Genomic DNA, 20,092 nt, shown 5'->3' on the forward strand with positions numbered 1-20,092 from the left:
AAAATTTCGTCTCCTTTGACGGGAATGCTCAGGGGCAGCTGCGTGCAGCCGACTTTACTTGGCGGACTTCGGGGCGAGAACCTTGATCACGGCCGAATCATCTGCGGCCGCCAGCTCGTGGGCCTCGCCCAGTAGGTAGAGCTGTTCGGCGGCCGAAGCCACCGGGGTGGGCAGGTGCAGCGCGCGGGCCGCGGAGGTCACGATGCCCATGTCCTTGACGAAGATGTCCAGCCGGGAGAGCACCTCGGCGCCCTGATCGGCGTAGGCCTGGAGCATGCGCGGGCCGCGGTTGCCGAGCATGAAGGAGTTCGCCGCTCCGGCCTGCAGCGCCTGCAGGGTGGTTTCCTGGTCCAGGCCCAGCTTCTCGGCCAGCGCCAGCGCTTCGGCGGCCGCGGCGATGTGCACGCCGCAGAGCAGCTGGTTCACGGTCTTCAGTGCCTGGCCGTCGCCGGGCTTGTCGCCCACGATGCTCAGGGTGGAAGCCAGCAGCTCAAGCACCGGGCGGACCTTCTGAAGCTGCGCCGGTTCCGCGCCGACCACGATCAGCAGGTCGCCCTCGCCGGCACGCACCGGGCCGCCGGAGAGCGGCGCGTCCACCAGGCCGACGCCCAGCTCACCCAAGCGGGCCGCGGTGGCGGGGACCGCATCCAGCCCGACGGTGGAGGTCAGGATGACCACCGCTCCGGGCTTCAGCCACTGCGCCACGCCCGTTTCGCCGAACAGCACGGAGTCCAGCTGCTCGCCGTTGCGCACGGCCAGCAGCAGCGCATCGGCGCCGGTGACCGTTTCGCGGGCGTTTTCGAAGGTGCTGATTCCGGCCTTGCGGGCCAGTTCCATGCGCTCGGCCGAGATGTCGAAGCCGTGCACGGTCAGTTCGGTGGCCAGGCGGGTGGCCATCGGAAGGCCCATGGCGCCCAGGCCGAGGACTGCAACAGTGGTGGTGCTCATTGGTGTCTCCAAATCTTGGGGTGGTGCTAGAAGGTGGTGCTCAGGGTGCGGGTGACCTTGGTCAGCGAGCTGTCATCTCCGACATTTCCGGCGAAGACCACGTAGGGGATGCCCGCTGCCGGGCCGTCCACCGATTCCCAGAGCGAGACGATGCCCGGCAGCATCGGCCCGCGCACGATCGCGTGGCGGATCTCCAGGCCGTGGGCGGCGACATCCGAGGAGGTGATCCCGCCCTTGGCGATGACGAAGCGCGGGGGAGTGCTGTGCAGGATCCGGTTGACCACGCTGACCACCGCGGCGCTCACGGTGCGCGCGATCTCCAGGGATTCGGCCGCGTCGGCGGTCTTCACCAGCGTCCGCGAGGTGTGCACGATGACGTCTTGGGTGGCCAAGGCGGTGCCGATCTCGGCGGCCTTGGCCGCGAGGTAGCTTTCGCTCTGCTCCGAGAGGATGGTGGGCACCTCCAGCTCGATCACGGTGGCGTTCGCATGCTGTGCGGTCAGATCCGCCAGCTGCCGGGTGGTCACCCCCACGTGGGAGCCGACGACGATCAGCCCGCCCGCGGTGCGCATCCCGGCGTCATTCCCGGCAAAGATCTCTTCGGTGCTCAGCGGCTGGCGCATGTCCTGGCCGATGCGGGCGCGGACGAAGGGCGGGCCGACGCGGTAGAGCACCCGGGTGCCGGCCGCCTCGGCCAGTTCCAGGCCTTCGGCCAGCGCGCGCATGTCATTTTCGGTGACGATATCGGCGGTGGCCACCTGCGCGTTTTTTGTCTGGGCCAGCTTGCCGGCGATGCCCTGGGCGCCGGAGCGGATGGTATCCAGATCCAGCACGAGGACATCGGAGGCCGCCACGCGGCCGCCGGTCTTTTCGGCCACGTAGTCGGGCAGGTAGCTGGTGCTGAAGCCGAAGGTGGCGTCCTTGGCGAATTCGGTGGCGCTGACCTTCGCCAGCTCTCCGCCACCGGTGCGCATATAGTGCTCGCCGCCAACGGTGAGCCGTCCGGCGTCGCCGAAGGCCGGGACCATGAGCACCGCGTCCACCGCATTCTGCGCATCGATGTCCCGCAGGGTTGCGGCTATGGTGTCGGTTTCCAGCGGGAAGTGGCCGCGCAGGGTTGAATCGCTGCGGCTGGCAAAGCCCAGGGTGATACCCGCCTCCGCCGCGGCCTGCGAGGCGGCGGCCACGATCTGCGCATTGCGTTCGGCGGCATCGGCCGCGTCGAGGGAACGGGTATTGGTCAGCACGTAGACGGCCAGCGCGCGCTCGCCGTCCAGCCGCAGGCCGAAGGCCCAACGGAAGTCCGCGACGTCCCAGCTTGTGAGCACCGGCAGGTTGCTGACCGATTGGGTGCCCGTCGGGTCATCGTCGAGCACCACCAGGACGCGGCCGGTGGCGCGTGCCGCGGCGGCGATCTCAGCGGGTTCGATTTCGCGTTCCGGGAGGTATCCGGCGAGCAATTCGGACTCAAGCATGAACAAGGACTCCTTCGTCTTTGGGCGACCAACTGACTTCATTGGTAAGATGTCAGACATCTGTCATGAGGAATAGTGTTCCACGGAATTCCGCGCACCGCAACAGCCGCGGGCACATAGACTGGATAAGTCTGCAAGGGGGCATCGGGCCTCAAGGATGGAGGAACCGTGTCTCGAAAGTCACTGGTCACGCAGGTCGCGGATGACGTGCTTGACCGGATCATCGGCGGGGAATTAGCAGTTGACGAGCTCATTCCCGGCGAGCTGGAGCTCTGCGCGGCGCTCGACGTCAGCCGGATGACCGTGCGCGAAGCGATCAAGATCCTCGCGGCGCAGGGCATCATCCGGGTTGAGCGCGGCCGCGGCACCTATGTGAATCCCGTGGGCATGTGGAGTTCGCTGGAAGCGGTGCTCCGGGCAACCACCGAGGGCGTCGGGGCCGCTGCGGCCGCCGTGCAGCTCATCGAACTGCGCAGAATGCTGGAGACCGGAGCCTGCGAGCTGGCGGCGAGCAAGATCAGCGACGCGCAGCTGGCCCGGCTCGATGAACTGGTTTCCGAGATGAAGGCCGCCCACCAAGAAGCCGACCTGGATCGTTTCGTGGATGCAGACCTCGAATTCCATGATCAGATCCTGCGCGCCTCGGGCAACGTCTTCCTCGCGGCCCTCTTCGAGCCGCTGGGCCGGGTGCTGGCCTCCCGCCGGCGGGAAACCAGCGCCTTTCCGCAAATCCAGGCCCATGCCATCGCGGAACACGAAAAAATCCGCCAGGCGCTGGGGCAGCGCGACAGTTCCCGCGCCCGCGAAGCCATGGATGGCCATATGCGCCAGACCCTCGAAGATCTCAATACCTTCATACTCCGCCAGCAGGCGGGAAAAGGCTAGCTCCCGGGCCCTAGGCGCTCCAATAGGCGGAACCGGAAATGCCGCAGGCATTCACTGCTCTGCTTCGGGGAAGAGCCAACGCGCGTTTTTTGCCGGTGATTTAGTCCATGATTCACCCAAGTGGCCTACTCGGCGGAGGGCTTTTTGCGTTGCTGCTTGGTTTCCGAGCGGCGCGACTTCGTAGCCAGGCGGAGCCGCTGCGATCCCTTGGTCGGCTTCGTTGCACGTCGGCGGGGGCCGTCGGGAGCCAGCGCCGTGCCGACCAGATCGGCAATTTTCTGCATGGCGATCTCGCGGTTGCGCAGCTGGGAGCGCTGCTCGGAGGCACTGACGGTGAGGACCCCTGCGATGAGCCGAGAATCCAAGCGATCGAGCAGGCGCTGACGCTGGTAATCGCTGAGCATCCGCGAACCCGCTACGGACCAGGACAGTTCGACGCGGCTATCGGAGGTATTGACATGTTGCCCGCCGGGACCGGAGGAACGTGAGAAGCGCCAGTTGAGCTCCGACTCCGGAATGCTCAGTGCGCGCGTGATCTCTATATCCATATATCAAGCTTCCCATGGGAAGCGAAAGCGGAATCTCCTGGGTTCAAGTCATCCAAACGGGCGTACATTTAAATTGGAGGGTTATCCGTTTTCGATTGGTCGAGGAGATGTTCAGCCATGAGTGCTGAAATGAAGTACAAGATGCCTTTCAACTACGTTCAAGTTGTCATCGCCGCGTTTAGCGCGGTGGTCACGAGCGTTTTTGTGTTCTTTATCAGCGGGGTTGCCGGCGGTTCGATGAGATTCACCGGAGGCATCTTCCAGAACGTTGATTTCTTCGGTATTGTCCGCTTCATCGCGCTGCCATTTCTCATTCTGGGATTCCTGACCTTCCTGATTGGGCGTGCCCGTCCGGGGTTCTGCAAATTCGCCCAGTGGGCCGGTGCCGCGGTGATGGTTGTTTCCGTCATCAACCCGATCCTGTTCGCGGCCGATCTGGCCAGCGGTATCGGGCTTTCGCTGATTCTGCTGGTTGTTGGTGCCTCCTGGTACATGGCGGTGGACAATTCGAACAAGCTGGCCAGGAAGTCCAAGCTAGAGCGGTTGCAGGCGAAGCAGCTTCGCGTGGCCTGAGGGGACGGAGGTAGGCTGAGATATGAATCATCGGTAGCCCAACGCCAGTTGGGCAATGAAGGGAAATTCATGTCGATCGTCGTCATCAATGCGTTGAAGGTGCCAAACGAAGCCGGTCCGGAGCTGGAAAAGCGTTTCGCGGCTCGCAAGCACTCGGTGGATGGCTCGCCGGGCTTCGAGGGGTTCAAGCTTCTGCGCCCGGTGTCCGGCGAGGACCGCTACTTTGTGTTCACCCAGTGGGCTACGCGCGAGGATTTTGAGAACTGGCGCGAGACGCGTGCGGATGCCGCGCACTCAGGCGCGGAGAAGAAGCCTGTCGCTTCCGGCGCGGATCTGATGGAATTCGAGATTGTCGAACTCTAGCGCTCAACGATAGCTGCCGAGGCCGCTGCGCCGTCAACGAGGGGTGGATCCACGCAGCGTTTATGAGTCGGTGACGGAGAACTGCACGCGTTGCCAGCCGCTGGCCCCGTTGGGCACCGGATCAGCCCGCTCGCTGGTTTGCATTTCACCCTCGGCATCGTAGGCGCGCACCGTGACCGAATGGTTGCCCGGGGATCCGCCCTTCCAGACGTAGCGCCATTGGCGCCAGGTATCCAGCGTGGCTTCTTCGGCCAGCTCGGCCTCCTGCCAGGGTTCGTCGTCGATCTTGACCTCGACCTTCGAGATGCCGGTTGTCTGCGCCCACGCGGTGCCTCCCATGACGACCTCTCCGGGCGGGAGCTGAGTGAAGGAGCGCGGCACGTCCACTCGCGAAGACATCTTGATTGGTCCGCGCTCCGACCAGCCGCGGGTGGTCCAGTAGGCTTCCTTGTCGGCAAAACGGGTGACCTCCAGATCCACTACCCACTTGGTCGCCGAGACGTAGCCGTAGAGGCCCGGGACAACCATGCGCACCGGGAAGCCATGCTCCAGCGGCAAGGGCTCATCGTTCATGCCGACGGCCAACAGGGCCATGCGGTCATCGGTGAGCACCTCAATTGGCGTCGAAGCGCTGAAGCCATCGCTGGATGTCGACAGCACCATATCCGCACCGTTTTGCGGAACCGCACGTTCAAGTAGATTGCGCAGCGGGTAGCCGAGCCATTTGGCATTGCCCACAAGATCTCCGCCGACCGGGTTCGAGACGCAGGTCAGCGTGAGGTAGCTTTCCACCAAATCTTGGCCCAAGAGCTCATCGAAGCTCATGGTGAATTCGTTCTCGACCATGCCGTGCACACGCAGCGACCACTCGGCGGGGTCGAGCCGCGGGACCGACAGCGCGGTGTCGATGCGGTAGAAATCCTCGTTGGGAGTGACGAACTTCGGCATTCCTGCAAGCTCTACCTGCGCTCCAGCCGGAACCTTGGCGGCTTTCACCTTGGCCGCAGGCAAACCGAGCGCCAGGCGGGCCGCCTCGGCGGCATTTCGTGTTGCGGAAATCGAGGCTCCGACACCTGCGACAACCAGCGCCCCCAGCAAGGAGAGCGAGGAAGCCAGCAGGAACTTCCGCCGGGAGGGGCCAGAGCTGGTTTCCTCCGCGGCCGCCGGTGAGTAGCTCGTGGTGGCCAGCCCGGTCAGCCATTTCAGCGTTCCAAGCCCCAGCAGCGTACCGACCACCACCGGGACCAGATCCATGGGGTCGGTCGCAGAACGCGTGATGACGGCAGCGCCGATCACCGCAGCCAGGACGAGGATGGCCGCCGCCGCTGCGGCAAAGCTTCGCCGAGCGAGCAGTCCCACCAGCGCCGCGAGTAGCGCGGCAACAATTCCGATGGAGATGAACAGGGCGAGCTTGTCGTTGGTCCCGAAGGTCGCAATGGCAAAATCCTTCAGCCACGGCGGGGTGAAGTCGATGAAGGTCGAGCCTAGCGCTACTCCCGGCGCAGAGGAGGTGGCGAAAAATACCGACACCAATTGGGCGACCGCAAAAAGCACCGCTGCGGATACCAAACCCGCAAATCCAAAGGCGAAAAGCCCGGACCTTTTCTGTCCTCTTGAATCGTCCATCTCAGACCACCTCAAACGTTGTCATGCCCATGCCCCCAATAGGCAAGGGGACCGCCTACTGGGTATTCGGAACTGTAGCGCATCTGGATTGGCGGATGCGGAAGTTTTTGGAAATTACTTGCCCTGCCGCAATTTCATCTCGCTGTAGGCTTCCAGCGCTTGTTCGCGTGATTCCTTGAGATCGACCAGTGGTTCCGCGGCCAACGGCGCGTACCGGGCCACATAGGATCCGCGCGGATCAAATTTCTTGGCCTGCAGTTCGGGATTGAAGACCCGGAAGTACGGGCTGGCATCGGCTCCGCTGCCGGCGACCCATTGCCAGTTTGCGCTATTGCAGGCCACATCCGCGTCGACGAGCGTATCCCAGAACCACTGCTCGCCGACTTTCCAATGGACCGCCAGATTCTTCACCAGCAGGCTTGCGGTGACCATCCGCACGCGATTGTGCATCCAGCCGGTGTGCCAGAGCTGCGCCATCCCGGCATCCACGAGCCCGAAGCCGGTACGGCCGCGCTGCCAGCAGGCAACTTTTTCTGCCACCTCTTTGCCGTCTGCGGGCCAGGCCCACGCGAAATCGTCGAATTCGGACCGCAGGTTTTCGGTGGGAAGCTGCGGGTGGTGGTAGTAGAGATGCCAGCAGAAGTCCCGCCAGGCCACTTGGCGGCGCATGGCAGCCGCTCCCTGGGCGGCACCGGGGGAGTGGGCGGCATATTTGCTGAGCTCATCCCAGACCTGGTGGGCGCTGAGATGGCCCCAGCGCAGCGCCGGGGAAAGGGCGGAAGTACCATCGAGGTCCGGGCGGTCGTGATGCTCGGCGTAGTCCTGCGCTATCGAGGAGAGGGTCTCGGCCAAGCGTTCCTGGGCCGCTGGCTCCCCTGGGGTCCAGGTCGCAGCAAGCCCCTCCGACCAATCCGGGGTTGTCGGCAGCAGTTTCCAATCATCGAGCGATTCGCTGGGCGGCAGCGGAAAGCCCTGGCGCTGCTGCGGCGCCGGCGCGGGCAACGGCGGGCGTAGTTCCTGCGCGCGCAGCGAATTGTAGAAGGGCGTGAAGACCTTGTATCCGGTCCCGTTCTGGGTCAGCAGTTCCCATGGCTCATGCAGCAGTGCGGCGGCGTAGCTGTGCACGGTGATCCCGTCGCCGCGCAATTGGAGCTTGAGTTGTGCGTCCACCGCGCGTTCGGCTTCGCCATAGCGCCTATTCCAGTGCACCGCGTCCAGGTTGCCGTCTTGGCTCAGCTCGGCGAGGATCCTGGCCGCGGGGCCTCGGCGCAAGATCAGCGGGATGCCAAGGTCATCCAGTGAATCGCGCAGGCTGAGCAGCGCCTGATGCAGCCACCAGCGTGCGGCGCCGCCGAGTGGACGGATCCCAGGGGACTGCTCATCGAGGATATAGAGGGCAACTGTGTCTCCTGCATCCCGCGCCGCGTGAAGCGCCGGATGGTCCACGGTGCGCAAATCATCGCGGAACAAGACCAGTTGAACTGCCTGCGGCCGGTGGCTCATGGATTCTTCCTCATGAACACAGCCTAGTATATATCTAGCTTGGCTAACTAAATAGCGCGGATTGAGTTCAACCGCACGGACTTTCTAGCCGGCGAGCACCATCACCGGATCGGTGGTCGGGGCTTGCGACCCACCTGCAGGTTCCACCGTCAAGGCGATGGCCATGCCCTCGGGCATGGCGGGGAATTGCGCGGTCCAATTGCCATGGGGCATCACGTCCGCGGGTACCGGAGACTCGCCGGCGGCTATGGTCCACAACTGGTAATCGTGCTGATCGTCGATTGCTGGCAGATCCTGGCCCAGGACCACCGACCCCGTCGAGGAGGCCAGCAGCATCATCTTGCCCTGCCCGTCTGCCATTTCCGTGCTGACGACCTTCACCTGCTGGCCATCAAGAATGGAAAGCAATTCGTTGCGCTGGGTCTCGGCGGTGGTGGCCCGCTCGTGCTGGTTCACCGCAATGGTAGTCGGCACCGCGATTAGCACCACTGCCGCCGCGGCGGCGGCGAGCCAACCTAGGCGAGGGGCGCGGCGCTGCTTCTGCTCGCGCCGCTCATGCAGGGAAATCGGCGCCGGATCGGCTTGGGCCGGCAACGCGGCGAAGACCTTGTCGCGCAGCTCCGCCGGCGGCTCGACCGAGGCCGCCTGGTCGATCTGCGCGATCGTTTCGCGGTAGCCGCGAAGCCAGTTGGCGGCTTCCTGGTTGGAACTGGCCAGTTCCTCGGCCTGTTGGCGTTCTTCGGGGGAGTCGAGGGCTTCCAGCGCCAACCCGGTCAGCAGCTCATGCTCGTGGGCGCTCAATGAGCCATCAGTTTCCTTGTAGTTCATTTAGGCCACCTCCAAACATGTCTTCAAGCGCTGCAGGGCGCTGCGGATTCTTGATTTCACCGTGGCCAGCGGCATCTCGCGGCCTTCGGCCACCTGCGCGTAGGTCCGTCCGCCGTAGTAGGTGTCCAGGACCGTCTGCTTTTCCTTGGCGGTCAAGGTGTCCAGGCAATGGCGCACGCGCTGCGAATCGACCTGTTCCATGAGCGCGTCATCGATTTCGGGGATTTCCCGCTCTACGGTAAAGCTGCGGTCCTCGCGCTGGGTCCGCGCTTCCTCGGAACGAATCCGGTCGATCGCCCGGCGGCGGGCGATCGTCGAAGCCCAGGCGTAGATGGTGCCGGAACCTGCGCGATAGCCTTGGGCGTTATTCCAGATCTCGAGCATGACCTCCTGGGTCACCTCCGAGGCCTGGGCCGAATTGCGAATCAGCCGTACCGAGATTCCGTAGATGTCCGGTCTCAAGACATCCTTCACCCATGTCGCGGGACATCGTTCCACCCCCACACCCCGGGAAAACCTGATCCCAACACCAGATCTGACACTGCACGTAAAGTTCAAAGCCCCCCTTCCCCGGCGTGGCAACACACCCTGTCCTGGGACATCGTTCACTCTCAGAAATTGTGAGAACACACAACAAACAAATAATCACCGCGGTCGTTCACGGATCCATGAACGCCAAAGCGGCAGCCCACCATTTCAACGTCTCCGAACGCTGGGTCAAAGAGCTCGTGCGACGCTACGCCTTCGAAGGAGAGGCAGCATTCGACTCCAGGTCTAAACAACCCAAAACATCACCCAACAGAACACCAGAGAAAACCCGCAACCGCATCATCTTCCACCGCCAAAACCTCACCGCCAAAGGCCTCGACGCCGGAGCAGAAACCATCCAAATCCTCCTGGAAACAGAAGGCCTGACCGCACCCTCAAAATCCACCGTCCACCGCATTCTGCGCCAAACCAACCACGTCACCGACCAACCCCAAAAACGCCCGAAAAGCTCCCTAATCCGCTTCGAAGCCGCGCTCCCCAACGAAATGTGGCAATCGGATTTCACCCACTGGAGACTGGCCGACGGCAGCGACACCGAAATCCTGGACTACATCGATGACCACTCCAGATTCCTCATCAGCATCCGCGCATACCGGCGCGTGACTGGGCACCACGTAGCAAAACAGTTCACCCAAGCCTGCGAGGAACACGGCCGGCCACAGTCCTCATTGACCGACAACGGACTGGTTTTCACCACCCGCTTCACCGGCAAGATCAACGGAGATGAACCAGCGAAGAACCAGTTCGAGAAGCTGCTCCAGGAATGGGACATCAAGCAGATCAACGGCTCACCGAACCACCCTCAAACCCAGGGCAAGATTGAACGATTCCATCGCACGCTCAAGCTCTGGCTCAATGCCCAACCACGGGCCAAAACCGTCGCCCAACTCAACGAGCAACTTGAGGAATTCAAGCACGTCTACAACATGGAAAGGCCACACAAAGCAGCGGGGAGGAAACCACCATATCTGCGCTACACGGCAACAGCGAAAGCCGTTCCGAAACCGCTTCCAAAGGACGAACGGCGCATCAGAACAGACACCGTGGACAAGGACGGAAAGCTGACGCTACGTTACGGAGGGCAGCTTCGCCACCTCGGAATGGGACGCACCTATTCAGGCGTTCCGGTCCGGATGCTCATTGATGATCGGGACGTAACCGTCATCAACAGAAAAACCGGAGAAATCATCAGGTACTTCAAAATCGAGCCATCGAAGAACTACCAAAAAGCAATTTCTCGCCTGAATAGGTGACAGTTAAAAGACTAATGTCTCGGGACATCGTTCTACCGATGTCCCGAGACATTACACCGAGATTCCGTAGACGATCGGAGACAGCTCTGCGTACAGCGCATCGAACGCCTGGTGCTCGCCGTCGGCGACCCGCCGGCATATATCGGTCCAATACTCGGTGGAGGGGTCGCCAACAGGAGGCCTTGTGCCAGCCGCGCTCCGTGGTGATTCCATGGAGTCGAGCCTAGCACCGGGACTCGCATACAGGCGTACCAAATGACCTCTGTTCGTAGTTCATGCCCCGGACGGCCAACCCGAGTTCTGCCCATTAAACGTCTAGTGGCCGGTGTTTGAAGAGCGAACCGCCAAACACCGACCAGCCAGACGCCTGGAGAATTGCTGCTACCGGCCGAGGTTACTTCTTTGCCGGTGGCATCAGGACTTCGTCGACCAGGTAGACGGTCGCATTGGCGGTCTGCACGCCGCCGCAGATGACCGATGCTCCATTGACTTCGAGCTCGTCGCCGCTGCCGGTGACCTCGAGATCCTGGCCGGCAACGGTGGTGTAGGAGCCGGAGAGATCCGAAGGAACGATCTGGCCGGGGACCACGTGGTAGGTCAAGATGCCGCTGAGCGTGTCTGCGTCCTCAATTACTGCGTTGAGGTCCTTTTCCGGGATTGCTGCGAAGGCGTCGTCAACCGGGGCGAAGACCGTGAACTCGTCACCGTTGAGGGTGTCCACGAGATCTACCTCTGGGTTCAACTCTCCCGACACTGCAGCGGTCAGGGTCTTCAGCAGCGGGTTGTTCGAGGCTGCTACCGCTACCGGGTCCTTGGCCATGCCTGCGACCGAGCCGTCGCCGCTTGGAACTGCCTCGGCGTAGGCGGCGCAACCGGAGCCAACAAGATTCGCTGCGGGATCCATCTCCGCGTCATCCGCTGCCGATTCGCTGGCCATGGCCGAGCTGCTCGGTGCGGCCATGGAGCTGGAGGCCGAAGGCTCGGCGGTTTCGGATCCGGTCGAGCAGGCGGTGAGCCCCATCGCGGCTACTGCCATCAGTCCGAGAGCACCGGCGAAATTGCGATTCATGCGTTTCATGTCTATCTCCTTGCCTTACGACGACTACTCTCGCCGTACTTCCCCGACCCTGTCGGTGCGGGCTGTCATGAAGCATTCGGAGCGAGATGGGAAAAGGATTGAAATAAGTTGAAAAAACTTTCTGCGGATTCTCATCCGGTGGCTGTCACGCAGTTCAATGCGCCAAATGGGTCCGGCAGATTGCTGTTTGATGAAGCCGAATCTGCCGGTTCCGCTACCGATGGGCAACGCGTGGATTGCGTGAATGGGATCGCGTTGGGCGCTCGCCGGTTCCGCCTCGCCAGGCTCTGCCGGTAGGCACCAAGGGTGTCAATAGCCAGGTCCGCACCACGCCGTAGTGCGAGATGAAGGTATTCAGAACCTTGAAAACCATAGGGCTGGGCATCCGGCCGATCCGCCAATGCAACGACATGAAACTGCACACGCAATTGGCCCCGCAGCTTCAGGGTTCTGCGGGCTGGCTCCAGCCCAATGATTTTCCAGTGGGCGGATACGCTGCTCGCTACGCGGCGTCAGGTTGCGCATCTTCCGACATCCATTTAGATATGTGTTTGGACTGCCAGGCACCACAGTGTGAAAAGCACCCAGATAATAGTTACTCCGCGGGTCCAAGCATTTTAGCCAATGGTGCTTCAGGGGTACGGCTAAAAGCCCTGTAGGCAGTGAGCGGGAACCTGATTCCAGCTCACTGCCTGCCTGGCGGCCGGTGCGGGGCGTTGACTCTCCAAGACCACAGCCATCTGCATTCAACTATCGAGTGCAGGGGTGCGCGCCGCATTTATGCGGCGCGGGCTGCCCTGTTCGCGACTCGGGTTGCGTAAACCAGAAGCCCCACATTTATCAACACGCCGACCCAGCCCACCACACCGGCAACTTGCGAATCACCGGCAGCAAGCAGCAGCCCGGTCGTGACAGCGCCAGCCAGTGCGACAGCAGCGGAACCCCATAATAGGGGACCGGCGGCCCTGTGCCCCGCTATCCACGCTTCATCGGAGGCGAGCGTGTGCTTGGTCTTCAATCCGAAGACGCGGTTGGCCGATAAAGACCCTGACCGGGTCATTGAAGCCAGCATTGTGCACATGAGGACAAACAGGATGCTAACTACGAGGGCTCCGAATGCCAGGTCTTCCATTTCATATTCCTTTAACTAGGGGAGAAGTTGAATGCTTGTCGCTTGAGCCAAGCGAGTTTACGCCGGTGAAGTCAGCGGGTGCAGCGGTGATGGGAGCGGATCGCTGGGCACCCGGTGCATGAACCTGCTGTCTCAGTTGGATACCCGCCATAGCTGCGGCAACTCCGCCGATCATCACCAGGGCGAAGGACCAGAGTCCGATGACTGCAATGATGCCCGCATGCAGAGCGACGCATAAAGCCAGCGAGACCAGGCGCGTGCGCTTCTTCCCGAAAATCAAGAAGTAGGCAATCGTCAGTTCGGCGGCGATAGTTCCCCACGTCAACAGCAGTTCGACCAAGGGCATAGACGTTGCCCAATAGATCAGTTCTTGCAGGTGCTTTGGCGCACCGAAGAATTCACCGCGGGTTATGTAGTACACGGCGGTTCCGTCTTTCCACTCTTGGACCGAAAGCTTGGGAATTGCCGCGTTCACATAGATCCAAGCCATCTGAAGCCGAAGTCCCCAATGAGCGGCCCAGGTCAGCCCAAGCAGGACATTTCTCGGCCTGGTGCTCGGTGAAGCTCGATGCCAATGAGTTTTCCGGCGGTCGCCCAAAAGCAGGAAAACCAAAAATAGCGTGATGACTTGAGCCGCAGCCTCGCCACCGTCAGGCAGCGAGATTCCCGTCGAGATGGATACCGTAGCCCAGTAATGCGGCACCGCTGTCAGAGCCGGGAAGAAGCCCGAGGCGACCACCATAAGAAGGGCAATGAGCAGTATTGAGACCCAAGGCCGGAATTCGTCGTTGCCCAAGCAGTAGGCGGTGAGGCCCTTCCACCCTTCGCAGTGCGGCTTTTGCGGTTCTCCGGAGACCGGCACGAAAAGATATGCGGTGGGCGTAAAGCAAAGTATGCTCAGCTGCGCCAGCGCAATCAGCGTGCGGCCAGACCCAATCCAGCGATCTGCCCCGTGGAAATTGGCGATCGCGTTCTCTATCGGTTGAAGAATCCGGTTCAGCATGACACCTCCAGCAACGCTGCGCGTTTCGCGGTGCGCGCCGAGGTGGAGAATTCTCTGAACGACCAACGAACTGGCTCGGTTTCAAGCGCAATGATCGTTCCGCACAGCGAGGCAGCGGAAGTCGTGGATTCGAACTTTTGCGCAGTACCGCCCTCGTCCAGGAGGTCTTGCGCGCAGATCCCGGGTTCGCTCGACGCGCAGTCGACCCAGCGGGTGACTTCGTTGACGTAGCCTGCCAACTCGGGGCCCTGGGCGCGCTGTGTACGGGAGAGGCCCAGAAGATTTTTGAATTCTGCCTGAGGTGGCGCGAGCGCGGATACGGGTGCAGAATTATTGGTGACCGAAAAAGGTACGATCTCGCTTTCGCTCGGAGGCTTGGTGAAGAATGCCCAGCCTTGGGGGATCATCTCGACACTTGTTTTCCTCAGCAGTGATCCGTCGCGGGAGGCCAGTACGTTGCTCGGCAGTGACATGGCAATCGTCAGCGCGAGAATCAGGACAAAGGCTATCAGTGACAGCAGGCCGCCCCAGGCCGCAGCTCGGCCTGGGGTGGCTTTTGTTGGTGTATCTTGCATCGCGAGGCTAGCTGCTCAGCGCTCGTGTCATCTTTGCAATGAACTCATCGCGTTCAAACTCGGTAGTCTGGCTCGGATCATCCATAAGGTAGACCCAGGCAATTGCCAAGGTCGCCACCGCGAACGTCGCAGCGGCCACGTTCGCGTACACCACACCATTTGCAACGGCGAGCAGCGTTACGCCGACGCACACTTTAAACGCGCCGCATCTGGCTGCATCGGCGACGGGAAGACCGCTCTTCTCCGACTGGTTGGCGGACTTCTTCGTGAGGTATTTCTGGAAAGAGGAGGTCAGGTCGGTCAGGGCCTTTTCAACTTGTTGGGGCTGCCCGGACGCGAGCCTCTTTTGAACGGAGGCAGCGGTTTTCGGGTCGAACTTCACGTAGTCGGCGATCACCTCTTCGAGTACGGCCTCGTCCGTTGCGGGGCGATTCTCAGCAAATCCGAGGAATCTGACCAGCTCGGGGTTTTTCTCAGCGACTGGTCCGGATCCAGCCAAGAGCAATTTCAGGGTGTCTTCAACGGAGTATGAGCTGACAGCTTCCAAGTGGCTGGATGCGGCAGCTGGTTTTGGAGCCGGGGTCTCATTGGCGAAAGCGGTTGTGGGGGCGATCAGAAGAGCCGCTGTGGCAGCCATGGCGATGAGTTTTTTATTTTTCAAACCAGATTCCTAGATCCTCGCCGAGGTGTATGGGAAAAGCAAAGGCTGCGAGCAAGGGGAAGTGGGCAGCCGATCAAAATAATTCAGATAAGCTAATTGATTTCCTTATTGCTCGCATGACAATTGTATAAATGTATTTTTCGACCTGCAATCATACTTTTGTAGGAGGGTGCAGGAAAGTACCTGGAACGCGCTTCCATGTGGCCAGCGGGGCGGCACGTTCTAGCGGAAAACCTGATGATCCAGCGGTTAACGAGCTCGCGAAGTCATTGCCGGCATGGTTCGGAAAGCGGCACTTGGCCGTGGAGCAATGCTGCGGATGAATCGACGCCCTCCTACTTTTGTAGGAGGGCAGTGCACCTCTGGGCTGCAAGGACCCGCAGTGTACGGGCGAGTGCCGGGACCTGTGCAAAGGGAAAATGAGTGCAAGCCAATCAAACCCGGCGTGCTCGCCAGCAGGGTGCTTCCGTGCAACGCCGCGGAGAACGCGGATGTCATTTAGCTCGCCGAAGAAGCGGTGCTATGCGGACAGTGGGGTAGCTAGACTGCGGACGACCGGGTGATCGGGCGGTTTATCAATTCGTGAAGGCATTGGCCCGGCCGTCCGGAACGAGGATCGAGATCTGCGAACGGCACCTCCGGTGGATCGATGCATTCCAGCTAAAAGATGCGTCAGCTGAACCTTTTGCAGTCCAGCATTGGCAATTCTCGAGAGGTGCAAGCAGGCAAAGTATGAGTGGTAGTTCCATATCAAGATCATTGCTTTTGATAGGTTCATGAGCTCCGGAAACGGTGCGCGTTGTCCTCGATATCAGCCCGACGGGCCGTCGGGCACTGCGATTCACCGGATTCCGGTGTTCAATTCTGCGCTACTTGTCGATGTTGAGTTGTCCAAGCCAACGAGGATCTGCACAATCAGTCGATAAGAGCCTCTGCCAGGAGGCGGTAAGCGTTCAATCGGTCTTCGGGATCATTGACCAGAGTGTTGAGCATCAGTTCATCGGCCTGATGGGAATGCGCCAACGCCAAAAGCTCGGCCCGCACCTTGGCTGGGGTTCCAACAATCAGTGCCTGGCTGCGTTCCGCAGCCCGGGCACGTTCCTGGGTGCTCCACTGATAACGTGCTGCGCTGACTGTCGAAGGAATGGGGCCGTCGTGGCCAAAGTCCTTACGCACTCGCCAGAGCAGCAGGGCCTCGGCCAGCGCGTGAGCCTGTTCATCCGTTTCTGCGGTGACGAAGCGGACCGCCAAGACCGTGTGCGGGGTATGCCCGGAACTTAGCGCTGCCTCGCGATAAGCGCTGGTTGCCGCCTCGCCACCGGTGGGGCGCAGGAAGTGGCTGTGCACGTAGCCGGCACCAAGAGTTCCCGGCAGTGGCGCGGTGGAACCTCCGGCACCCAGCACCCAGACGCGTCCGGCCGGCTCACTGTTCGAAGGAGCGTGGGCGTCGTCAAGCTCGTGAACCAGCGAGGCGATCTTTGCCGCATAGTTCGGGTCGCTGAGCGAGGCGCGTCCCACTCCGGTATCAACGCGGTCCGGATGTACAGCCGAGAGCAAGCCCATCGCTTCGGTGACCTTTTGCGCCGAATAATAAGGCAAGAGAATCGCGCCGGTGCCGATTCTGATCTTCTCTGTGCGCTCCAGTGCCAGGGCCGTCATCATTTCCGGGGCGGCGCTAGCGAAGGACTGCGAATTATGGTGCTCGGCAAACCAGATGCGGTGGTAGCCAAGTGCCTCTGCGTCCTGTGCCAGCCTTAGGCCGCTGGCTAACGCCTGGGCCCGTGTGGGGGCGTGTTCGGTCAGTGGTACCTGGTCAAGGATTGAAAGTTTCATGCCGACCGATCTGCTAATTGATTCTTAGCGGTAAGCCATAACGGCATGATGAAGTTCTCTCGACGGTGATGGGTCCGTGGCTGAGTTTACCCCGCTGGGCAGTCAGGTGCTGGATGCTGGTCCGCGGTTGACGGTCGGGGCAGGGTGTATCCAATCAGCATTGCTGCTGGATTTGATCCCCGCGTCACATTTGATTGACGCTTCAACTAAAATGAGGTTGTATAGAAGTATAGGACCACGGAAGTGGTCACACTTCATTGAAGGATTGGAGCGCATCATGGAACTCAACAACAAGGTCGCATTCATCACCGGTGGCGGCTCGGGACTGGGATTGGCAACAGCCAAGACTTTCATCGCTGAAGGGGCCAAAGTGATGATCTTTGACTTCAATCCAAAATCCCAGGAAGTCGCAGACGAGATCGGCGCCAAGTTCTACCAGGGCGACGTGTCCAATGCCGAGAACGTCGAAGCCGCAGTGGCCAAGACCGTCGAGGAATTCGGGCGTGTGGACATTGCAGTGGCCTCGGCCGGCGTGGGCGGCGAAGGCGACGTGGTCACCTCGACCATTGACAACTGGGAGCGCACCAACGGCATCGACTACTCCGGTGTTTTCTACACCAATAAGTACGTCATTGCCCAGCTGCTGAAGCAGGGTGACGGTGGCGCTGTCATCAACCTCGCCTCGATGTTCGGCATGGTCGCAGTGTCCAACAACATTGCTTACTCGGCATCCAAGGGAGGCGTGGTGAATATGACCCGTGCCGCCGGCACCATGTATGCCAAGGAGGGCGTCCGCGTGAATGCGGTGGCCCCTGGTGTTATCCGCACCCCATTAATTGATGAGCCAACTCTGGAGCAGTACGCCAAGTTGCACCCGGCGGGACGCGTGGGCGAGGCGCAGGAAGTAGCTGACTTAATCACCTTCTTGGCCAGCGACAAGGCAAAATTCATTACCGGCGCCGTTATTCCGGTGGATGGTGGCTATACCGCCGTCTAGGTCCTTGGCAAGATCTGCCATATGAAAAGACCTGTTTAGCTGAACTGGTCCCCGGCTCTCTGGCTTGGTGTTGTTACAAGAATGGGGCGCCGTGAGAATCTCAGATCGCTCAGGTTCCCTGAAGATAGCTGAGCGCAGGGTATCGGACGTCAGGCAATAATTGCCTGGGAAATCGATACCCTGCGCTCATGCGAAGCGAAGGTCAGGAGAAATTCGCTACCTTGGTGCGCACCATGTTCTGCGCAAAGAACTCGGTGATTTCTGCTCGTGCGCTCAACGGCAGAACGTGGGCCACATACATGTCCGGTCGCACAATCACCAGCGCGCCCGCGCGGTCAATCTTGCGTTCTTCGAAGATGTCGTTGTGGGGAATTGCGGCGTAGACCTTCTCCCAATCGATCACCTGGCGGTGCCCTACCTTCGGCATGAATAAGCGTGGAACTGCGCCCAGATCCACGTCGTGGTAGCCCTGCTGATAGATGACCTTGGCGTCGAAGACGCTATCGATGTCCGTACCCGCGGGAGTGAACTGCTCGACCGGGGAGTCAGCGGAATTCTCCAGCCAGTCGGCCAGCTCGGCTACGGCTTGGCCCGATTCGTCCGCGAAAGCGTACAGCCGCCAACGGCCATCGGCGCGGAAATGGTGGCCGAGCTGCACCGTCGTTGTATCGCAGACCCGGGAAACTTCGGCTGATTTGAAGCGCATGCCCAGTGGGAAGTTCTGGGCAAGCTCTTGCGCTGCACCGTCGCCGATCAGCGTGGAGGACGGGTACTTCGTGTCGAAGCCGCCGGGGAAGTTGGCAGTACTGGTGAAGAAGTCAACAATCTCATGCGGGCCCGCCATTTCCTCGGGACTCCGGGACATCATGGCCGACCATTCCTTGTCGTAGTCGATGAGTTTCTGCGCCACATCCTGCCGTTCGTCATTGTAGGTCTGCAGCAGGGACTCATCACTGCGTCCCTCCAGGACCTGGCCGAGCTTCCACGCCAGGTTCCATCCGTCCTGGATGGAGACGTTCATGCCCTGGCCTGCCTTGGCGCTATGTGTATGGCAGGCATCTCCGGCAATGAAGACATGTGGATTCAAAGCAGGGTTCTTTTGGGCGGCCACATCGTCGAAGCTTTGTGCCACCGAGTGGCGGACCTCGTAGATGCTGAACCAGGTCACCTCCTTGACGTCCACGGTGTAGGGGGACAGGATGCGGTTGGCTCGTTCGATGGCTTGTTCGGCGGTAGTGGCCCGGACCCGTTCGCGGTTTTCCGGGGTAGGGGCATCCAGCGAGACGTAGAAGCGGGTCAGGAAGCCACCTTCGCGTGGGATGAGCAGGATCGAGCCGTCCTTGTCGGATGCGATGCCGCTGCGGGTGCGGAAGTCCGGGAAGTCGGTATTGGCTAGGATGTCCATGACGGCCCATGCCTGGTCCGCCGGATCGGTGAGAACCTCCACGTCGATGCAGTCGCGCACCTTGCTGCGCGCGCCGTCGCAGCCCACCACGTACTTCGCGCGAACCGTGCGCTGCTCACCGTGCTCATCCAGCAGCTTCACCTCAACGGGATATTCGCCTTCCTCATGCACGGTCAGGTCCAGAAACTCAAAACCGTAGTTGATGTTGATTCGCGCCGGACCATTTTCCGCGCGTCGCGCGAAGTAGTCGATGACCCGGGCCTGATTGACGGTCAGGATGGGGAATTCACTGACATAGGCCGGTGGATCATCGGCTCGAGCCCCGCGTGCGATTTGTGTTGGATCATCCGGCTTGGGACCCCAGAAGCTCATTTCACGCATATGCGCCGCTTCGTGGGCGATCTCTTCATAAAACTCGAAGGCCTGGAAAGTTTCGCAGCTGCGTGGAAAGAGCCCATCGGCGCGGCCCGCCACCAGGCGGTCGGGTCGGCGCTCGATGATGCGGGTGTGAACATCTGGATATTCGGTCAGCTGGGCGGCCTGAACGATGCCGGCAGGCCCCGCGCCCACAATGAGCACATCCATGGTCTCAGGCAGTTCGGCGGTGCGATCAATGCCTGTGCCCTGCGCGGTTCTGATGCGTGGATCGCGGCCAATGTAACCGTCGTGGTGGTACTGCATCTTGTGGGCTCCTTAGCTGGGGAAGTGGTCCTTCGCCTCCGGATGGTGACGTGGAACACGTTGTGAACTGCTAGTAATCCTGCTCGGTTGGCAGGTGTTTCACCAGCCCAGACTTCCATCCAGCGGAAGGGCTCTGACAAGTCATTATTTGCAGATTTTTGCAGTTAAAAAGGCGC

Annotated in this window: 20 protein-coding genes; 5 read left to right on the forward strand and 15 right to left on the reverse strand. The window is 61.0% G+C overall.

Annotation, left to right across the window (positions count from 1 at the left end; all coding sequences use genetic code 11):
• Positions 1-54: 54 nt before the first annotated feature.
• Together CIK74_RS03395 and CIK74_RS03400 are read right to left on the reverse strand one after the other, a co-directional pair.
• Positions 55-948: an NAD(P)-dependent oxidoreductase gene (locus tag CIK74_RS03395; RefSeq protein WP_096254362.1), complete on the reverse strand. Its 894-nt coding sequence runs from the start codon at positions 946-948 to the stop codon at positions 55-57.
• 26 nt (positions 949-974) lie between these two features.
• Positions 975-2,423, reverse strand: coding sequence for a four-carbon acid sugar kinase family protein (locus CIK74_RS03400; protein WP_096254363.1), 1,449 nt, complete (start codon positions 2,421-2,423; stop codon positions 975-977).
• Positions 2,424-2,591: 168 nt separating this feature from the next.
• Between CIK74_RS03400 and CIK74_RS03405 the strand changes: the two genes are divergently transcribed.
• On the forward strand, positions 2,592-3,308 hold the full coding sequence (locus tag CIK74_RS03405) for a FadR/GntR family transcriptional regulator (RefSeq protein ID WP_096254364.1): 717 nt from the start codon (positions 2,592-2,594) through the stop codon (positions 3,306-3,308).
• Positions 3,309-3,433: 125 nt separating this feature from the next.
• Here the strand turns inward: CIK74_RS03405 and arfB are convergent, their stop codons facing one another.
• Positions 3,434-3,856, reverse strand: a complete 423-nt coding sequence (arfB, locus tag CIK74_RS03410; protein ID WP_096254365.1) for an alternative ribosome rescue aminoacyl-tRNA hydrolase ArfB — start codon at positions 3,854-3,856, stop codon at positions 3,434-3,436.
• A 117-nt stretch (positions 3,857-3,973) separates the two neighbouring features.
• On the opposite strand from arfB, the gene CIK74_RS03415 reads away from it, so the two are divergent.
• Both CIK74_RS03415 and CIK74_RS03420 read left to right on the forward strand, forming a co-directional pair.
• Positions 3,974-4,429, forward strand: a complete 456-nt coding sequence (locus tag CIK74_RS03415) for a DUF6069 family protein (RefSeq protein ID WP_096254366.1) — start codon at positions 3,974-3,976, stop codon at positions 4,427-4,429.
• Between the two features lie 69 nt (positions 4,430-4,498).
• Complete coding sequence (locus tag CIK74_RS03420; protein ID WP_096254367.1) at positions 4,499-4,792, forward strand: antibiotic biosynthesis monooxygenase; 294 nt, start codon at positions 4,499-4,501, stop codon at positions 4,790-4,792.
• 60 nt (positions 4,793-4,852) lie between these two features.
• On the opposite strand, the gene CIK74_RS03425 is transcribed toward CIK74_RS03420, so the two are convergent.
• The 4 genes from CIK74_RS03425 to CIK74_RS03440 all read right to left on the reverse strand — a co-directional run bounded on the left by CIK74_RS03425 (position 4,853) and on the right by CIK74_RS03440 (position 9,211).
• Positions 4,853-6,418, reverse strand: a complete 1,566-nt coding sequence (locus tag CIK74_RS03425; RefSeq protein WP_096254368.1) for a molybdopterin-dependent oxidoreductase — start codon at positions 6,416-6,418, stop codon at positions 4,853-4,855.
• 114 nt (positions 6,419-6,532) lie between these two features.
• Positions 6,533-7,921, reverse strand: a complete 1,389-nt coding sequence (locus tag CIK74_RS03430; RefSeq protein WP_096254369.1) for a deoxyribodipyrimidine photo-lyase — start codon at positions 7,919-7,921, stop codon at positions 6,533-6,535.
• 84 nt (positions 7,922-8,005) lie between these two features.
• A complete protein-coding gene (locus tag CIK74_RS03435; RefSeq protein WP_096254370.1) occupies positions 8,006-8,749 on the reverse strand; it encodes an anti-sigma factor in 744 nt (247 codons plus the stop codon).
• A complete protein-coding gene (locus CIK74_RS03440) occupies positions 8,750-9,211 on the reverse strand; it encodes a sigma-70 family RNA polymerase sigma factor (protein ID WP_170947722.1) in 462 nt (153 codons plus the stop codon).
• Positions 9,212-9,369: 158 nt separating this feature from the next.
• On the opposite strand from CIK74_RS03440, the gene CIK74_RS03445 reads away from it, so the two are divergent.
• Entirely contained in the window at positions 9,370-10,551 is a 1,182-nt protein-coding gene (locus CIK74_RS03445; RefSeq protein ID WP_255248409.1) for an IS481 family transposase, read from the forward strand.
• A gap of 51 nt (positions 10,552-10,602) precedes the next feature.
• Here the strand turns inward: CIK74_RS03445 and CIK74_RS18665 are convergent, their stop codons facing one another.
• The 7 genes from CIK74_RS18665 to CIK74_RS03475 form a co-directional block, all read right to left on the reverse strand.
• On the reverse strand, positions 10,603-10,764 hold the full coding sequence (locus tag CIK74_RS18665) for a hypothetical protein (protein WP_170947723.1): 162 nt from the start codon (positions 10,762-10,764) through the stop codon (positions 10,603-10,605).
• Positions 10,765-10,945: 181 nt separating this feature from the next.
• Positions 10,946-11,629, reverse strand: coding sequence for a fasciclin domain-containing protein (locus CIK74_RS03450; protein WP_096254373.1), 684 nt, complete (start codon positions 11,627-11,629; stop codon positions 10,946-10,948).
• Between the two features lie 778 nt (positions 11,630-12,407).
• A complete protein-coding gene (locus tag CIK74_RS03455; protein WP_096254374.1) occupies positions 12,408-12,761 on the reverse strand; it encodes an SdpI family protein in 354 nt (117 codons plus the stop codon).
• Position 12,762: 1 nt separating this feature from the next.
• On the reverse strand, positions 12,763-13,764 hold the full coding sequence (locus tag CIK74_RS03460; protein WP_096254375.1) for a sporulation-delaying protein SdpB family protein: 1,002 nt from the start codon (positions 13,762-13,764) through the stop codon (positions 12,763-12,765).
• Positions 13,758-14,339 (reverse strand): SdpA family antimicrobial peptide system protein, encoded by a 582-nt coding sequence (locus tag CIK74_RS03465; protein ID WP_096254376.1) that lies wholly within the window; start codon positions 14,337-14,339, stop codon positions 13,758-13,760. Before CIK74_RS03465 ends, CIK74_RS03460 begins: the two co-directional genes overlap by 7 nt.
• A 7-nt stretch (positions 14,340-14,346) precedes the next feature.
• Complete coding sequence (locus CIK74_RS03470) at positions 14,347-15,000, reverse strand: hypothetical protein (RefSeq protein ID WP_096254377.1); 654 nt, start codon at positions 14,998-15,000, stop codon at positions 14,347-14,349.
• Between the two features lie 915 nt (positions 15,001-15,915).
• On the reverse strand, positions 15,916-16,833 hold the full coding sequence (locus CIK74_RS03475) for an LLM class flavin-dependent oxidoreductase (protein WP_096254378.1): 918 nt from the start codon (positions 16,831-16,833) through the stop codon (positions 15,916-15,918).
• 277 nt (positions 16,834-17,110) lie between these two features.
• Between CIK74_RS03475 and CIK74_RS03480 the strand changes: the two genes are divergently transcribed.
• Positions 17,111-17,830, forward strand: coding sequence for an SDR family oxidoreductase (locus CIK74_RS03480; protein WP_096254379.1), 720 nt, complete (start codon positions 17,111-17,113; stop codon positions 17,828-17,830).
• A gap of 202 nt (positions 17,831-18,032) precedes the next feature.
• Here CIK74_RS03480 and CIK74_RS03485 read toward each other — a convergent pair whose 3' ends face one another.
• Positions 18,033-19,916: an FAD-dependent monooxygenase gene (locus CIK74_RS03485; protein WP_096254380.1), complete on the reverse strand. Its 1,884-nt coding sequence runs from the start codon at positions 19,914-19,916 to the stop codon at positions 18,033-18,035.
• Positions 19,917-20,092 lie beyond the last annotated feature (176 nt).

The organism is Glutamicibacter sp. BW77, assembly GCF_002332285.1.
Lineage (GTDB): Bacteria > Actinomycetota > Actinomycetes > Actinomycetales > Micrococcaceae > Glutamicibacter > Glutamicibacter bergerei.

Coding starts and splice junctions, on each gene's coding strand:
- CIK74_RS03475 (WP_096254378.1), bottom strand. CDS start 16,833: ATGAAACTTTCAATCCTTGACCAGGTACCACTGACCGAACACGCCCCC.
- CIK74_RS03480 (WP_096254379.1), top strand. CDS start 17,111: ATGGAACTCAACAACAAGGTCGCATTCATCACCGGTGGCGGCTCGGGA.
- CIK74_RS03400 (WP_096254363.1), bottom strand. CDS start 2,423: ATGCTTGAGTCCGAATTGCTCGCCGGATACCTCCCGGAACGCGAAATC.
- CIK74_RS03485 (WP_096254380.1), bottom strand. CDS start 19,916: ATGCAGTACCACCACGACGGTTACATTGGCCGCGATCCACGCATCAGA.
- CIK74_RS03465 (WP_096254376.1), bottom strand. CDS start 14,339: ATGCAAGATACACCAACAAAAGCCACCCCAGGCCGAGCTGCGGCCTGG.
- CIK74_RS03455 (WP_096254374.1), bottom strand. CDS start 12,761: ATGGAAGACCTGGCATTCGGAGCCCTCGTAGTTAGCATCCTGTTTGTC.
- CIK74_RS03420 (WP_096254367.1), top strand. CDS start 4,499: ATGTCGATCGTCGTCATCAATGCGTTGAAGGTGCCAAACGAAGCCGGT.
- CIK74_RS03415 (WP_096254366.1), top strand. CDS start 3,974: ATGAGTGCTGAAATGAAGTACAAGATGCCTTTCAACTACGTTCAAGTT.
- CIK74_RS03430 (WP_096254369.1), bottom strand. CDS start 7,921: ATGAGCCACCGGCCGCAGGCAGTTCAACTGGTCTTGTTCCGCGATGAT.
- CIK74_RS03450 (WP_096254373.1), bottom strand. CDS start 11,629: ATGAAACGCATGAATCGCAATTTCGCCGGTGCTCTCGGACTGATGGCA.
- CIK74_RS03395 (WP_096254362.1), bottom strand. CDS start 948: ATGAGCACCACCACTGTTGCAGTCCTCGGCCTGGGCGCCATGGGCCTT.
- CIK74_RS18665 (WP_170947723.1), bottom strand. CDS start 10,764: ATGGAATCACCACGGAGCGCGGCTGGCACAAGGCCTCCTGTTGGCGAC.
- CIK74_RS03460 (WP_096254375.1), bottom strand. CDS start 13,764: ATGCTGAACCGGATTCTTCAACCGATAGAGAACGCGATCGCCAATTTC.
- CIK74_RS03435 (WP_096254370.1), bottom strand. CDS start 8,749: ATGAACTACAAGGAAACTGATGGCTCATTGAGCGCCCACGAGCATGAG.
- arfB (WP_096254365.1), bottom strand. CDS start 3,856: ATGGATATAGAGATCACGCGCGCACTGAGCATTCCGGAGTCGGAGCTC.
- CIK74_RS03425 (WP_096254368.1), bottom strand. CDS start 6,418: ATGGACGATTCAAGAGGACAGAAAAGGTCCGGGCTTTTCGCCTTTGGA.